Genomic DNA, 14,900 nt, shown 5'->3' with positions numbered 1-14,900 from the left:
CCTGAGACCATGCTGCATGCAGTCGGCCGCACCGAATTCGACCACGCCGTGGTCATGGTGCGCGACCGGCTGGATGCGCTGGCGCCGCATTTCGAGCGCCAGGGCTTTCACCTGAGCGACAAGGCGGTGCACAACCTGGGGTCGTGCAACCGCCTGATCGTGCTCGAGGGCACGTACATCGAGTTGCTGGGCTGGCCGCCCGGCGCGCCGCCGGCGCGCAAGGAAATCGCCGATTCGCCGTTCGGGCTGGAAGCCCTGGTCTTCCGCACGCACGACGCCGAAGCCACCTACGAGCGGCTGCGCGCCGCCGGCTTTGCCGTGAATCCGGTGCAGGAACTGAGCCGTCCCGCCCTGCTGGACGGGCGCGAAGTCACCGCGCGCTTTCATACCGTGCGTTTTGCCGAGCAGCCCTTGCCCGGCATCCGCATGTATTTCTGTCGTCACCTGACGCCCGAGTGCGTCTGGTCTCCGGCGCTGATGTCCCATCCCAATGGCGCGCGCAGCCTGCTGCGCATTGATGCCCGCGCGGCCGACGCCCATGCCGCCGCGCAACGCCTGGCGCTGGTCGCCGGCGTGACCGCGCAAGCTGGCAAGGACGGCGGCTGGGACGTGCCGCTGGCCAATCTGCGGATCCATGTCAGCGAAGACCCGCAAGCCGTGCATCCGACCCTGTCGGCCTTGACGCTGGAGAACCGGGACGGCGCGCATTACGCGCTGGATACCGGGCTCTGATCCCCGGACGCCGTTGGCGTCCAACCGCATTTCCTTCCCGCGTGTTTTCCTTCTGATCGGCCAGCCTTCGGCCGTCGGATCGTCCTGGTCGCCGCACGCCGGGTGATCCGGCCGCATGCCTGCGCGTTGCCGTCCGGGCAAACCCGGGTTGTCGGTCAAAGTGTATGCACTTTAGTATGCACTTCAATCCCAAGGCGCGCCGCGCCGGAGACCCGATCATGACGCAGACCCGCCTCGCGTCCCGCACCTCCGAAGGCCAGGCAGAGCTGTACAACACCGTCAAGGCGATGGCGGTGCGTTTCGACTTCAAGCCCGGCGAGCGCATCAACGAGGTCGAACTGGCCCGGCGCCTGAACGTCAGCCGCACGCCCCTGCGCGAAGTGCTCAACCAGCTGATGGTTGAAGGCTTCCTGACCCGGGCAGTCAACCGGGGCTTCATCGCCCGGCTGCTGGACGCCAAGCAGATCCATTCGCTGTATGAATACCGCGCCGTGCTGGAGTCCGGCATCGTGCGCGCGGCCTGCGAACGCGCCAGCGATGCGGAGCTGGCCGAGCTGCGGGCCTTCGTCGAGCGCTCCCGCGACGTGCCGGAAGACAGCGAGGCCACGCGCCTGCTGGAGCTGGACGAGGCCTTTCACCTGATGCTGGCGCGCTATTCGCGCAACCAGGAATTCGTGCGCGCACTGGAAAGCGTGAATGCCCGCATCCATTTCGTGCGCTGGATCGACATGCAGCAGGGGCGCCGCGCGCACACGCAGGCCGAGCACATGCGCATCGTGCAGGCGCTGGAACGCCGCGACATCGATGCCTTGCCCGGCATGATGGGGGCGCATATCGGCCGCCGCCTGGATCAGATCACCGACGTGATACGCACGGGCTTTTCCAATATCTACATGCGGGACCAGGCCGACCCCACGCAGGCAGCGCAGGCCGACACCACAACAGGGGAACACCGATGATCCATACGTTGTACAGACGCGCGCTGGCCATGGCTTGCGCAGTGGCGGCGATAGGCGGCCTGGGGCTGGTTGCCGATGCGGCGGCCGAAGAGCGGCCGCTGATCCTGGTGGTGCCGTATCCGCCGGGCGGCAGCACCGATATCCTGGCGCGCATCCTGCAGCCGCGCCTGTCGCAGGAGCTGGGCGGACGCGCGGTCGTGGTCGAGAACCGTCCGGGCGCCGCCAGCCAGATCGCCACGGCCTTCGTGGCCCGGGCCGAACCTGATGGCAACACGCTGCTGGTGAGCTTCGACAACCACGGCATCAATCCCGCCGTGAAACCCAAGCTGCCGTACGACACGTTCAAGGACTTCGTCGCCATCACGCAGACCGTGCGCTTTCCGCTGGTTCTTGGCGCCAACCCGTCCGTGCCCGGCGACAACCTGAAGGACTTCCTGGCCGCCGCGGCCAAGCAGCCCGCCAACCGCTACAACTACGCGTCGACCGGTGTGGGCTCGCTGAACCATCTTGCGCCAGAAGAGCTCAAGCGCCTGTCGAAGGTGGAACTGCTGCATGTGCCTTATGGCGGCGGCGGGCCGGCGATCCAGGCCGTGGTGGGCGGGCAGGCCAACATGACCTGGCTCAGCTTCGCCGCGCTGCGCGGCCAGATCCAGGCGGGCAAGATCAAGCCCCTGGCGGTCGCCGGCGAAAAGCGGCTGGCCGACCTGCCCAACGTGCCCACGGTGGCGGAGTCCGGTTTTCCCGGATTCGTCGCCTATTCCTGGAGCGGCATGTTCGCGCCCAAGGGCACGCCCGAGGCCACCATCAAGAAGCTGACCCGCGATTTCAAGACCGTGCTGGCCGACCCGGACGTACGCAAGAAACTGGGCGAGGCGGGCTTCGAGATCGTGGCCTCCGACGGTCCCGCGCTGGATGCCTATGTGAAGGCCGAATACGAACGTTGGAACGCCTTCATCAAGACCAGCAACATCAACCTCGAAAACTGACGCGCCGGCGGCCTGGCGGGCCGCAGCCCGTAGCGTCAAGCAAGCATGGAGACGACATGAATACCCTGACCGGCGCGGAAGCGATGGTGCGCATGCTGCAGCACAACGGCGTCCAGCATATTTTTGGCCTGTGCGGCGATACCAGCCTGCCGTTCTACGATGCCTTGTACCGGCTCGACCACGGCATGCGCCACATCCTCACGCGTGACGAACGCAGCGCGGGCTACATGGCCGACGCGTATGCACGGGTGACGGGCAAGGTGGGCGTATGCGAAGGCCCCAGCGGCGGCGGCGCGACCTATCTGCTGCCCGGCCTGGTGGAGGCCAACGACTCGTCGGTGCCCGTGCTGGGCATCACATCGGACGTGGCGGTCGGTTCGCGCGGCAAGTATCCGCTGACCGAGCTGGACCAGGAGGCGCTGTACCGCCCGCTGACCAAATGGAACCGCACGATCGATCGCGCCGACCAGATCCCGGGCATGGTGCGGGCGGCCTTCCGCCACATGACCACCGGCAAGCCGGGCGCCGCTCATCTGTGCTTTCCCTATGACGTGATGAAACAGCAAGTGGACGCGGCTGACATCTGGACGCAGCCCGAGCACGGCAGCTACCCGGCCATGCGCTACGCGCCGGACCCCGCCGACGTGGCGCGGGCCGCGCAGCGGCTGGCCGGCGCGCGTTCGCCCGTCATCATCTGCGGCGGCGGCGTGGTCATCGCCGGCGCCAGCGCCGCCTTGCAGGATTTGGCGGAGATGCTGAAAGCGGCCGTCTGCCTGACGGTCAGCGGGCAGGGCAGCCTGGCCGACACGCATCCGCTCAACGCCGGCGTGGTCGGCTCCAACGGCGGCGTCATGGCCACGCGCGACGTGGTGGCCGCCGCCGACGCCGTGCTGTTCGTGGGTTGCCGCGCGGGCTCCACGTCCACCGAGCACTGGCGCTTTCCGAGTCGCGACGTGCCGATCCTGCACATCGACGTGGATCCCTCGGTGATCGGCGCCAACTACCGCACCGAAGTCGGCATGGTGGGCGATGCCCGGCTGGCGCTGGAGGCCCTGGCCGTCGAGGTGCGCGAGCGCCTGGCGCATCGGCCCGCCGACGCGGTCGACGGCTCGGTGCTGGCCGGCCGCGCGAAGCAGGCGCGGCGCGAACAGCTGGAATCGCTGGCCGCCGGCCTGGATACGCCGATCCGGCCCGAGCGCGTGGTGCAGTCGCTGAACCGTCTGCTGCCGGATGATGCGGTGGTCTGCGCCGATCCCGGCACGCCGTGCCCGTATTTCTCCGCGTACTACGATGTGTCGCGTCCCGGTCGCCACTTCATCACCAACCGCGCGCATGGAGCGCTGGGCTTTTCCATGTCGGCCGCCATGGGCGCGTGGGTGGGGCGGCCGCAGTCCAAGTGTGTCGCGGTCATGGGCGATGGCAGCTTCGGCTTCACGGTCGGCGAACTGGAAACAATTGTGCGGCACAAGGCGCCGCTGCTGATGGTGGTGTTCTCGAACTCGGTCTATGGCTGGATCAAGGCCAGCCAGAAGGCCGGCTACGACAAGCGCTACTACAGCGTGGATTTCGATCGCACCGACCACGCCCGCATTGCCGAAGCCTATGGCGTGAAGGCATGGCGGGTGGAAGATCCGGCCAAGCTGGACGCGGCGATCAAGGCCGCGCTGGAGCATGATGGCCCGGCCCTGATCGACGTGCTGGCACAGCCGCTGCAGGATGCGGCGGCGCCGGTCAGTCAGTGGATGGGGTGATGCGTGGCCGATGCGTCCAGGACCTTGTCGATCAGGTGATTGACGCCGGTGCAGATATCGGCCTGATCGACGCCGTAGATGTGCAGCGAGATCGCCACGCCGGGGCTGGCGTTGCCCAGCCTGTGGATCTGGTGCAGGCCCTGCGTGGCCGTGACGATGTCGCCCGGCCGGCGCGTGGCTCCGCCGCAAGCAATGGCGGCGGACGCGTCCGCGTCCCAGCGGTAGTGGGTTTCGGACAGCTCGCCCTGCAGGACCTGGTAGGTGCACCAGGTCTTGTGGCCGTGCACCGGGCTGAACTGTCCCTGGCGCCAGATCAGGTAGGCGATGGTGAAGGCGCCGTGCGGATCCGCGTAGGCGATGTGCCGCGTATAGGATTCGGCACGGCCGGCGCGCAGCGCTTCGGGCAGGCCTTGCAGGATGCCATTGACGCTGGCGACGCTGGAGGCGAGGTCGCGCAGCAGCGCGCGGGCCGCGGTCATCTGCGCGGCTTGAACCGACTCGCACAGCGTGCGCAGATCGGGGCAGGCAGTTTGGACGTCGGACATGGGATCAGCCGCGGTGTGGACAGACCTTCATCTTAGGGGTTCAGGCTGGAATGCCTTTGCCAAATCGGCGGATGTGGCGGTGAAGATTAGAAAAAAATTCCACGCCGGTGGCGGGGGCGCGCTCCTATACTGACTGCCTTCGGCCGCAGACAGCCGGCCATGCCGCAAGCCCGCCAGACAGGGGCTGCGGCACGGACCAGCAAGGGGAAAGCATGGATCTGGGAATCAAGGGCAGGACGGCGCTGGTGTTCGGCGGCAGCCGTGGCATGGGGCGCGCCTGCGCGCAGCAACTGGCGCGCGAGGGCGTGTCGGTGACGATCGCGGCGCGCAATCCGGAGCGCCTGGAGCAGGCCGCCGCCGAGATCGCGCGCGAAACCGGCATTGGCGTGGGCTGGGTCTCGGCCGACCTGACGCTGCCGGCCGGACGCGACGCGGCCATCGCCGCCTGCCCGCATCCGGACATCCTGATCAACAACGCCGATGGACCGCTGCCCGGGGACTTCCGCGACTGGTCGCACGAGGACTGGGTCGCCGCGCTGGACGCCATGATGCTTGGTCCCATCGACATGATCCGGCGCGTGGTCGACGGCATGGTCGAGCGCCGCTTCGGGCGCATCGTCAACATCGTGTCGCGCAGCGTGAAGGCGCCGCATGCCGAGCTGGGGTTGTCCAATGGCGCGCGCTCCGGCTTGATCGGTTTTGTCGGCGGCGTGGCGCGACAGACCGTGCGGCACAACGTCACCATCAACAACCTGCTGCCGGGCGTCTTCGCCACCGACGCGCAGGCCCGCCACATTCGGGGCATGATGGACCAGTTCCCGGGCAAGAGCTTCGAGCAGGTCTGGGACGAGCGCGGGCGTTCCAATCCGGCGGGCCGCTACGGCGAGCCCGAGGAGCTGGGCGCCTTGTGCGCCTATGTATGCTCCGCCCAGGCCGGCTACCTGACGGCGCAGAACATCCTGCTCGACGGCGGCGGCTATCCCGGAGTGTATTAGGTTAGGTCCCCCCCGAAGCGCTGCGCGCTTCCCCCCAGGGGGCGCCGGTGGCGGACCGGCGGAGCCGGATCCGCGCGGCCCCCATTTGGGGCGGCCGTGCCAGGGAGAGGCGCAGTGCCCGGTGGCGCCAGCATTGCCGTTTTCTTGGCAGGATCGGGGCGGACCCCGTGCTGCGGATGTTGGAGTGACATTGAGAACAAGGAAAGGACATTCATGAAAGTGCTGGTGTTGGGCGCTGGCGTCGCGGGCGTTGCGGCGGCCTACTACCTGTGGCGGGACGGACATGAGGTCGTCGTGGCGGACCGCCGGCCGGCTGCCGCGCTGGAGACCAGCTTCGGCAACGCGGGCGGGCTGTGTCCCAGCTTCGCCGGGCCCTGGGCCGCGCCGGGCATGATCGGCAAGGTGCTGAAGATGTCCCTGCAGCGCAATTCCGCCATCCGCTTCTCGTTCACGCCCGAACCGCGCAAGCTGGCCTGGCTGGCGCGCTGGATGGGGCAATGCAATGCCGAGCGGTTCCGCGTCAACAAGCTGCGCATGCAGCGGGTGGCGCATTACAGCTTTGCCTGCCTGAAGGAGATCGCAGGCGCGGGCCTGCCCATCGAATTCGATTTCCATCAGGACGGCACGCTGCAGCTGTTCCGCGATGAGGCCGGCCTGAAGGCGGTTCCCGGCATCACCCGCGCGCTGGATGAATTCGAAGTGCCGTGGCGCTTCCTTGAGGGGGCCGACGCGGCGAGCGTCGAGCCGGCGCTGGCGCATACGAAGGCGCCTGTCGCGGGCGCGCTGTTCCTGCCGGCCGATGGCTCCGGCGACAGCTACAAGTTCGCCACCGGGATGAGCGCTTACCTGCAAGGCCAGGGCGTCGACTTCCGCTATGGCGTCGAGATCCGGCGCCTGGTCGGGCAGGGCGGCCGCATTGCCGGCGCCGATACGGATCAGGGCATGCTGGCGGCCGACGCCTATGTGGTGGCGTTGGGCGGGCAAAGCCCCTTCCTGTTGCGGCCGCTGGGGTTGAAGCTGCCCATCTATCCGCTCAAGGGCTACTCCATTACCGCCGACGTCACCGATGCCGGCCGCGCGCCGCAGGCCGCCATCATGGACGAGCACAACAAGGTGATGATTTCGCGGCTGGGTTCGCGGATCCGGGCCGCGGGCATGGCCGAATTGAAGGGCTATGGGCTGGAGGTGGATGCGGGGCGGGTGGCCTTCCTGACGTCCGTGGTGCGCGAATGGTTCCCGCAGGGCATCGCGCTGGACCGTGCCCAGGCCTGGGCCGGGCTGCGGCCGATGACGCCGGACGGCCCGGCCATCCTGGGCCGGACGCGCTACGAAAACCTGTTCCTGGACTGCGGCCACGGCTCCAACGGCTGGACGCAGGCATGCGGAACGGGCAAGATTGTGGCCGATATCGTGGCCGGCCGGCCGCCGGAGGTGGACATGGAAGGCCTGACGGCGGAGCGCTACGCGTCATGAGCCGGTCTGCCGGATCGTTGGAAAGTCGAGGAAAGGGCATGGACCAGACCGACATCAAGATTCTCGCGCTGCTGCAAAAGGACGCGACCTGTTCCGTGGCCGAGATCGCCGAGCAGGTGAACCTGTCCGTCACGCCGTGCTGGCGGCGCATCCAGAAGCTCAAGGACGATGGCGTCATCGCGCGCAACGCGATCCTGCTGGACCCGAAGGCGCTGGGCCTGAACCTGACCGTGTTCGTGTCCATCAAGACCAGCCAGCACAACGCCAAGTGGACGCAGAGCCTGATCAACGCGGTGATGGCGCTGCCCAATGTGGTCGAGTTCCACCGCATGGCCGGCGATATCGATTACCTGCTCAAGGTCGTGGTCGAGGACATGGCCGCCTACGACCGCTTCTACCGTCGCCTGATCGAAGCGGTGGACCTGCTGGACGTGAGCGCCAGCTTCTCGATGGAAGTCATCAAGAGCACCACCGAGCTGCCGCTGGACGCGGTCTGAGCGCCGATTTCGCGCCCGAAAAGGGCGAGGAATCCGCCCGCGCAATTTTTTTCCCTTTCCGGCCCTGTCCGCGAAACGCAAATTTCTTTCGGTGCGTTGCTTAAGCCCTATCTCGCAATGCTTTTGCGCGCGCGCCGGCGTAGGATATCGCCCATTCTCCGCATGGGAATGAATCGGGATATCAAAGGGTCCTCATGGCTTTGGCAGTACCCGCCGCCGGCGATTGCGCCGGTCTGGCTCAGTCGCAGCAATCCCCGGCCCGACGCGCGGCGTCGGTGGACGATCTTCTGACCGGCTGGAACGGCAGCGACGATCTCTGGGTATTCGCCTATGGTTCCCTGATCTGGCATCCCGGCTTCGCCTGGCGCGAGCGGCGGCTTGCGACGGTGCGTGGCTATCACCGTTCCCTGTGCCTGTGGTCGCACGACCATCGCGGCTCGCCGGACAATCCCGGCCTGGTGTTCGGCCTGGACCGCGGCGGCTGTTGCCGTGGCGTCGCCTTCCAGATCGCCGCCAGTGACGTGCGGACGGTCTTCGACACGCTTTGGCGTCGCGAGATGGTGACCGGCGCTTACTGCCCGCGCTGGCTGACCTGCCATACCAAGGAAGCGCCCGTGCGCGGGCTGGTGTTCCTGCTCAACCGCGCCTGTCAGGAATACGCGGCCGACGTCAGCGATGACCGGCTGCTGGCCTCCGTGCGCAACGCGGTGGGCCATTCCGGCCCGTGCCTGGACTATGTGATTGAAACCGAGCGTGCCTTGCGCGCGCACGGCATCGACGATATGCGCCTGGGCGAGCTGGTACGGCGCCTGGGGCAGCCCTGCTGAAACCGGAGCTGGCCGTCAGAACGACCAGCGGCCGAACATGAACAGCACGTTGCCGTTGCCCTTGCCCCCGGGAATGTAGGTGGCGTAGAGCATGGCGTCCTTGTAGCCGGCCGAGACCAGCGGGAGCACGCCGGGGAAGGGGATGTAGTGCATGATGTCCTGGCGCGCGGTCAGGAACACGGTGTAGCCGGCGCCCAGGCGGAAATTCTCGCTGACCCGGCCGATCTTCAGGAAGCCGTAGCCGGCGATCGGCTGGACCTTGCTGTGCGAGTCCAGGAAGGCCATGCCATACAGGCCTTGCCAGTCGCCGTCCTCGTCGTAGAGGCTGCGGCCGTAGCCGCCGCCCCAGGCGCGCTCGTTGAAGCTGCGGATCTTTTCCGCGCTGTACATGGAGCGGTTGTGCCAGGAATAGCCGCTGATATAGAGGTCGTTATTGCCTTCGGACCAGATCTGGTCCAGCCGGGTACAGGCCGATTGCGCCCAGGAGGGCAGGTTGTCACAAGCCTGGGCGCTGACGGTGAAAACCGAGAGCGCCACGCCGAGCAGGGCAGTCCGGAGTCTGGCGATCATTACAGGAATAGGCAGAAGAAATGACAAGCCTATTACTGTACTTGATGGGCTAGGGTTTTCCCTGTCGGTATTCTGTCAAAATTGGTCGACAAGTGTGCAGCGCAACCCTTTTCAGCCGAGGCTGGGGGGCGCTGCTACAGCAGGAAGAGCGTCGCCAATCCCAGGAAAATGAAGAAACCCAGGGAATCGGTGGCGAAGGTAAGCAGCACCGACGAGCCCATGGCGGGATCCTTGCCGAAGCGCGCGCGCACCATGGGCACCAGCACGCCGACCGAGGCGCCGACCAGCATGTTGCAGATCATTGCGGCCATCATCACCAGGGCGATGGCGACGGAGTGCGAGATCGCCCAGGCGAATAGCGCCGCGACCAGGCTGCCGCACAGCCCCACCATCAGCGTGACGAACAGCTCGCGCTTGACCAGCTGCCAGAGGTTGCGTCCGGTGATCCGGCCCATCGCCAGCGCCCGGATGATCAGGGTCATGGTCTGGTTGCCGGAATTGCCGCCGATGCCGGCGACGATGGACATCAGGAAGGCCAGGATCACGATCTGGCTGACCGTGCCCTCGAACTGCGACGCCACGAACGAGGCCGTGGCGGCGGTACAGAGATTGAACAGCAGCCAGGGCGCGCGGTTGCGCAGCGCGGTGGACACGGGGGCGAAGATGTCTTCTTCCTGCAGGCCGGCGCGTGACAGCGCCTGCTCCTGCGAGTCTTCGCGCATCACGTCCACCACGTCGGCGATGGTGACGCGGCCGATCAGTCGGCCCTGGTCGTCCATCACGGGGGCCGAGACCAGGTCATAGCGCTCGAAGGCGCCGGCCGCGTCGGCGTCCGAGTCCAGCGGATTGAGCGTCAGGAAGTCGGAATTCATGACCGCCCGCACCTCGGTTTCCGGCTCGCTGACGAGCAGGCGCGACAGCGGCAGGATGCCCTGCAGCTTGTCCTGGCGGTCGACCACGAAGATCTGGTCGGTATGGTCGGGCAGCTCGTGCAGGCGGCGCAGGTAGCGCAGCACCACCTCCAGCGTCACGTCCTCGCGCACCCGGACCATCTCGAAGTCCATGATGGCGCCCACGCTGTCCTCCGGATAGCCCATGGCTTCCAGCAGCTGCGCCCGCTCTTCCTCGGTCAGGCCCTTCTGGACTTCCGCCACCACGTCGGGCGGCAGGTCCGGAGCCAGGTCGGCCAGCTCGTCGGCGTCCATGTTGCCGGTCGCCGCCACCAGGTCCTGGCGGTCCATCGCCTCGATCAGCGATTCGCGTACCCAGTCCTCGACCTCGAGCAGCACGTCGGCGTCGTGTTCGGGGCTGACCAGCTTCCAGATCGTCTGCCGCTCGTCCTTGGGCAGCGATTCGAGGATGAAGGCGATGTCGGCCGGATGCAGGCCGTCCAGCAGGGTCTTGAGCTCGGCTTCGTGCTGCCGGTGAACCAGGTCCTCGACCAGGTTGGCCTTGGCGTCGCCTTCTTCCTGACGATGCACCAGATCGGCGACCAGCTGCTGGCGACGCAGGCGTTCCTGCACTTCGGCCAGGGCGTGCTGGGCGTCTTCCGGGTCGAGGCGGCGGGGCGTCGCGGGCAGCTTGTGCGCGGCGGCGGATTGCGTCATGCGTTACGGCTCAAAGTTTGGGTAGAGGACGGCTGCGGCGGGCTTCGTCGGTGGCGACGTAGGTCAGGACGGCCTCGGTGACCTTGACGACTTCGGCGTCCAGACGCTGGCGCTCGGCATAGACTTCGACGGACACCGTGATCGAGGTGTTGCCGGTCTTGACGATGGCGGCGTAGAAGCTGAGCAGGTCGCCCACGAACACGGGCTCCTTGAACTGGAAGGCGTTGACCGCCACCGTGGCCACGCGGCCCGCGGCGCGGCGCGCCGCCGGGATCGAACCGGCGATGTCCACTTGCGACATGATCCAGCCGCCGAACACGTCCCCGTGGATGTTGGCGTCCGCCGGCATCGGCATGACGCGCAGCACGGCGTCGCGATTGGCGGGCAGGGTGGTGAAGGGGGTGGGGGTGCTGGAGGACATGCGGCTGGCTCCAATGCCTGGAAACCAGCCGATTATGCAGGAAAAACAAGACCGCGGCGCGCGCGCCGCGGTCGTTGCGGGCCGGGTCCGGCTCAGGACGCCAGCTTGACGATGCCGTAGCCGCCGACCAGCAGCCAGACGTACAGGATCAGGCCCAGGGCCATGACGCGGGGACCGGCCTTCTTGATCTGCGCGAAGCGGGTTTCGATGCCCAGCGCCGTCATGGCCATGGTCAGCGCGAACACGTCCAGGCGGCGCAGCGCGGCCACGGCGTCCGCCGGCAGGATGTTCAGCGAATTGATGATGGCCAGCGCCAGGAAACCGATGGCGAACCAGGGGATGGGCAGCTTGGCGCCCTTGCCCTGGCCGCCGGCATGGCTGGCGGCGTTGCGCAGGTACATGCCGAGCACCAGCAGTACAGGCACCAGCAGGGCCACGCGGGTCATCTTGACGATGGTGGCTACTTCCGTCGTGGCCGGGTCCACGTTGCTGGCCGCGCCCACCACCTGGGCGACCTCGTGGATGGTGCCGCCGATGTAGATGCCCAGCGCCTGGGTGTCCAGGTTGAGCCAGCCGGCATGGTAGAGCACCGGGTACAGGAACATGGACAGCGTGCCGAACAGCACTACCGTGGCGACGGCCACCGCGCTCTTGTGGGGCGCCGAGCGCAGGGTGGGCTCGAACGCCAGCACGGCGGCCGCGCCGCAGATGGCGCTGCCGGCCGAGGTCAGCATGGCGGTGTCGCGGTCCAGGCCCAGCAGGCGCTGGCCGACCACGGTGCCGATCAGCAGCGTGCCCAGCACCACGGCCACGGAGACCGCCAGGCCGGGCAGGCCCACGGCCACGATCTGCTGGATGCTGATGTTCAGGCCATAGAAGGCCACGGCGATGCGCAGCAGCCGGCGGGCAGTGAAGTTGACGCCCACGCCCCAGTCCGCCGGCATGGTGCCGCGCAGGAAGTTGCCATAGAGCATGCCGCAGACGATGCCGACCACCAGCGGCGAGAAACCCATCTGGCGGATGGCGGGCAGGTCCGCCAACTGCATCACGGCGGCGGCCATCAGGCCGACGAACAGGACGCCGTTGAGTTTGTCGCGCCAGGGCGTGGCGGCGGGGGCGGCCGCGTGGGCGGCGGGCGAGGCGGGAAGCGGGGCGGCGGTGCTGGTCGAAGCGCTCATGGCGGGCCTTCTGGAATATCTAAATAACTGGCTGGAATATTAAATTTGCCAGCGTTATTTGAAAAATCTTTATTTTGAATATTTAATATCAGTAATTCTGATATCTTTGTCTGTCCTACCGCCATGACGCCAGATCAACTGCTCACCTTCGCCTGTGTGGCCGACACCGGCAACATCAGTCGCGCCGCGCAGACGCTGCACCTGTCGCAGCCGGCGGTGTCGGGCCAGCTGCGCATGCTGCAGGAATGGTTCGGCGAGCCGCTATACCGCCGCAGCGGCCATGGCATCGCGCTGACCGAGGCCGGCGAGCGGCTGGCCGAGCAGGCCCGGCAACTGCGGCAGGTGTATCGGCAGGCGCAGGCCGTGCGCGAATCCTGGCGCGGGCTGGAGACGGGCGTGCTGCGCCTGGGCGCCAGCACCACGCCGGCGAGTTATCTTCTGCCCAGGTTGGTGGCCGAGTTCCGGCAGGCCTTTCCGGCCGTGAGCCTGCACCTGTCGGATGGCAACACGCGCGAGATCGTCGAACGGTTACCCGTCCTGGATCTGGCCTTCATCGAAGGCGACGTGCCTGCCGGGCTGCCGGCCGACACGGCCGTGCATGCCTGGCGCCAGGATGAAGTGGTGGCCATCGTGCGCGCCGACCATGCGCTGTCGGGCAAGGGCGCCGTGACGCTGCGCGATCTGGCCGCGTCGCCGCTGGTCATGCGCGAGCCCGGTTCGGGGGTGCGGCGGCTGGTCGAGCGCGCCTTCGCCGATGCCGGCCTGGCGCCGTCGGTGGGGCTGGAACTGGCGGGCGTGGAGGGGGTGAAGCAGGCGGTGCGCGCCGGTCTGGGCGTGGGCTTCGTGTCGGTGATGTCGATGCGGCACGAGGACGGCGCGCTGGCCGCGTTGCGGCTGCTGCCCCGGCCGCTGACGCGCACGCTGAGCATCCTGGTGCCGCACGCGGATGCTGCGGCCCGAGCCGCCGGCCGTTTCCTGGCGATGTGCATGGCGGTCGGGCCGGGGGATGGCGCCTAGGATCGCGCGCCGCGCACGGCGTCAATGGCCCGGCCAGAGCCGGGCCGCCGGATGGCCAGGGTTCAGGCCTGGGGCTTGGCCAGGCGCTGCAGCGCCAGCTGGACCCAGTACGTGCCGCCCAGCGGCAGCAGCTCGTCGTTGAAGTCGTAGCTGCCGTTGTGCAGCATGCACGGCCCCAGTCCGTGGCCGTGGGCGCGATGCTCGCCCATGCCGTTGCCGATCCAGACGTAGCAGCCGGGCAGTTCCTGCAGCATGAAGGCGAAGTCCTCGGCGCCCATGGTGGGCTGGACGTGGTCGTCGACCATGTCCTCGCCGACGATGCCGCGCAGCACCTCGGCGCAGAAGGCGGCTTCGTCGGGATGGTTGATGGTGGGCGGGTAGTTGCGCTGGAACTTGAACTCCACTTCGCAGCCCATCGCCGCGCAGGTGTGGCGCGCGATCTCTTCCATACGGCGTTCGATCAGGTCCAGCACGTCCAGCGTGAAGGTGCGTACCGTGCCGCGCAGCTCGGCGTGGTTGGGCACCACGTTGTCGGCGCTGCCGGCGTGGATCTGGGTGATGCTCAGCACCGCGGCGTCGAGCGGGTTGCGGTTGCGCGTGATGATGGTCTGCAGCGATTGCGCCATCTGTACCGCCGCCATGACCGGGTCGACGCCCAGGTTGGGCATGCCGGCGTGCGTGCCCTTGCCCTTGATGACGATCGAGAACTCGTTGCTGGACGCCATGATGGGGCCGGGCGTCAGGCCGAACTTGCCGGGCGGCATGCCGGGCCAGTTATGCATGCCGAACACGGCTTCCATCGGGAAGCGCGTGAACAGGCCGTCGTCGATCATGCGCTTGGCGCCGCCGCCGCCTTCCTCGGCCGGCTGGAAGATCACGTAGACCGTGCCGGCGAAATCGCGGTGCTGCGACAGGTAGCGGGCCGCGGCCAGCAGCATGGCCGTGTGGCCGTCGTGGCCGCAGGCGTGCATCTTGCCGTCGTGCTGGCTGGCGTGGGCGAAGGTGTTCGCTTCCTGCATGGGCAGCGCGTCCATGTCGGCGCGCAGGCCGACCGCGCGCTCGCCGGGGAGCTTGCCGCGGATGATGCCGACCACGCCGGTGCCGCCCAGGCCGCGATCGATCTCGATGCCCCATTCCTCAAGCTTGGCCGCGACGACGTCGGCGGTGCGGAACTCTTCAAAAGCCAGTTCGGGATGCGCGTGGATGTCGCGCCGGATGCCGGCGATATCGTTGTGCCAGGCGACGATGGGTTCGAGCAGTTTCATGGGGAAAATTCGGGGGACGAAAGGGAACTCAACAAGGGTATCATCATTCGAAAATCGAATTAATGGAGGCAAACACT

General features: G+C 67.5%; 16 protein-coding genes. 9 read left to right on the top strand and 7 right to left on the bottom strand.

The genetic code is table 11. The features are described from left to right. Positions 1–9 precede the first annotated feature (9 nt). The 4 genes from AC6LJ9_RS06760 (at position 10) to AC6LJ9_RS06745 (ending at position 4,428) form a co-directional block, all read left to right on the top strand. A complete protein-coding gene (locus AC6LJ9_RS06760; RefSeq protein ID WP_498146952.1) occupies positions 10–732 on the top strand; it encodes a VOC family protein in 723 nt (240 codons plus the stop codon). 218 nt (positions 733–950) lie between these two features. Beyond that, entirely contained in the window at positions 951–1,691 is a 741-nt protein-coding gene (locus tag AC6LJ9_RS06755) for a GntR family transcriptional regulator (RefSeq protein WP_498146951.1), read from the top strand. Next, positions 1,688–2,677: a tripartite tricarboxylate transporter substrate binding protein gene (locus AC6LJ9_RS06750; protein WP_498146950.1), complete on the top strand. Its 990-nt coding sequence runs from the start codon at positions 1,688–1,690 to the stop codon at positions 2,675–2,677. The genes AC6LJ9_RS06755 and AC6LJ9_RS06750 overlap by 4 nt, the downstream gene beginning before the upstream one ends. Before the next feature lie 56 nt (positions 2,678–2,733). Further along, on the top strand, positions 2,734–4,428 hold the full coding sequence (locus tag AC6LJ9_RS06745; protein WP_498146949.1) for a thiamine pyrophosphate-binding protein: 1,695 nt from the start codon (positions 2,734–2,736) through the stop codon (positions 4,426–4,428). Here AC6LJ9_RS06745 and AC6LJ9_RS06740 read toward each other — a convergent pair. After that, positions 4,413–4,973, bottom strand: coding sequence for a cysteine dioxygenase family protein (locus AC6LJ9_RS06740; protein ID WP_498146948.1), 561 nt, complete (start codon positions 4,971–4,973; stop codon positions 4,413–4,415). The genes AC6LJ9_RS06745 and AC6LJ9_RS06740 overlap by 16 nt on opposite strands. 212 nt (positions 4,974–5,185) lie before the next feature. Between AC6LJ9_RS06740 and AC6LJ9_RS06735 the strand changes: the two genes are divergently transcribed. The 4 genes from AC6LJ9_RS06735 (at position 5,186) to AC6LJ9_RS06720 (ending at position 8,765) form a co-directional block, all read left to right on the top strand. Continuing rightward, on the top strand, positions 5,186–5,968 hold the full coding sequence (locus AC6LJ9_RS06735; RefSeq protein ID WP_498146947.1) for an SDR family NAD(P)-dependent oxidoreductase: 783 nt from the start codon (positions 5,186–5,188) through the stop codon (positions 5,966–5,968). A gap of 213 nt (positions 5,969–6,181) precedes the next feature. Further along, on the top strand, positions 6,182–7,441 hold the full coding sequence (locus tag AC6LJ9_RS06730) for a D-amino acid dehydrogenase (RefSeq protein ID WP_498146946.1): 1,260 nt from the start codon (positions 6,182–6,184) through the stop codon (positions 7,439–7,441). 38 nt (positions 7,442–7,479) lie between these two features. Further along, on the top strand, positions 7,480–7,938 hold the full coding sequence (locus tag AC6LJ9_RS06725; RefSeq protein ID WP_212314320.1) for an Lrp/AsnC family transcriptional regulator: 459 nt from the start codon (positions 7,480–7,482) through the stop codon (positions 7,936–7,938). Between the two features lie 194 nt (positions 7,939–8,132). Continuing rightward, on the top strand, positions 8,133–8,765 hold the full coding sequence (locus AC6LJ9_RS06720; RefSeq protein WP_212314319.1) for a gamma-glutamylcyclotransferase: 633 nt from the start codon (positions 8,133–8,135) through the stop codon (positions 8,763–8,765). 15 nt (positions 8,766–8,780) lie between these two features. Here the strand turns inward: AC6LJ9_RS06720 and pagP are convergent, their stop codons facing one another. The 5 genes from pagP to AC6LJ9_RS06695 form a co-directional block, all read right to left on the bottom strand. Then, complete coding sequence (gene pagP, locus AC6LJ9_RS06715; protein ID WP_498146945.1) at positions 8,781–9,335, bottom strand: lipid IV(A) palmitoyltransferase PagP; 555 nt, start codon at positions 9,333–9,335, stop codon at positions 8,781–8,783. A 134-nt stretch (positions 9,336–9,469) separates the two neighbouring features. Next, positions 9,470–10,942: a magnesium transporter gene (gene mgtE / locus AC6LJ9_RS06710; protein WP_498146944.1), complete on the bottom strand. Its 1,473-nt coding sequence runs from the start codon at positions 10,940–10,942 to the stop codon at positions 9,470–9,472. A gap of 10 nt (positions 10,943–10,952) precedes the next feature. Next, complete coding sequence (locus AC6LJ9_RS06705; protein ID WP_103272510.1) at positions 10,953–11,363, bottom strand: acyl-CoA thioesterase; 411 nt, start codon at positions 11,361–11,363, stop codon at positions 10,953–10,955. Between the two features lie 92 nt (positions 11,364–11,455). Further along, positions 11,456–12,541: a YeiH family protein gene (locus AC6LJ9_RS06700; RefSeq protein ID WP_498146943.1), complete on the bottom strand. Its 1,086-nt coding sequence runs from the start codon at positions 12,539–12,541 to the stop codon at positions 11,456–11,458. Continuing rightward, entirely contained in the window at positions 12,538–12,666 is a 129-nt protein-coding gene (locus tag AC6LJ9_RS06695; protein ID WP_498146942.1) for a hypothetical protein, read from the bottom strand. Before AC6LJ9_RS06695 ends, AC6LJ9_RS06700 begins: the two co-directional genes overlap by 4 nt. Here AC6LJ9_RS06695 and AC6LJ9_RS06690 point away from each other — a divergent pair. Next, positions 12,665–13,558 carry a LysR family transcriptional regulator gene (locus tag AC6LJ9_RS06690; protein ID WP_498146941.1) on the top strand — a complete coding sequence of 298 codons (894 nt, stop codon included), beginning with the start codon at positions 12,665–12,667 and terminating at the stop codon, positions 13,556–13,558. The two genes, AC6LJ9_RS06695 and AC6LJ9_RS06690, sit on opposite strands and share 2 nt — an antisense overlap. Before the next feature lie 62 nt (positions 13,559–13,620). Here the strand turns inward: AC6LJ9_RS06690 and AC6LJ9_RS06685 are convergent, their stop codons facing one another. Beyond that, positions 13,621–14,823, bottom strand: coding sequence for a M20 aminoacylase family protein (locus AC6LJ9_RS06685; protein ID WP_498146940.1), 1,203 nt, complete (start codon positions 14,821–14,823; stop codon positions 13,621–13,623). Positions 14,824–14,900 lie beyond the last annotated feature (77 nt).

The organism is Achromobacter sp. 1011811831 (assembly GCF_059760905.1).
This window is presented reverse-complemented; position numbering and strand designations above follow the sequence as displayed.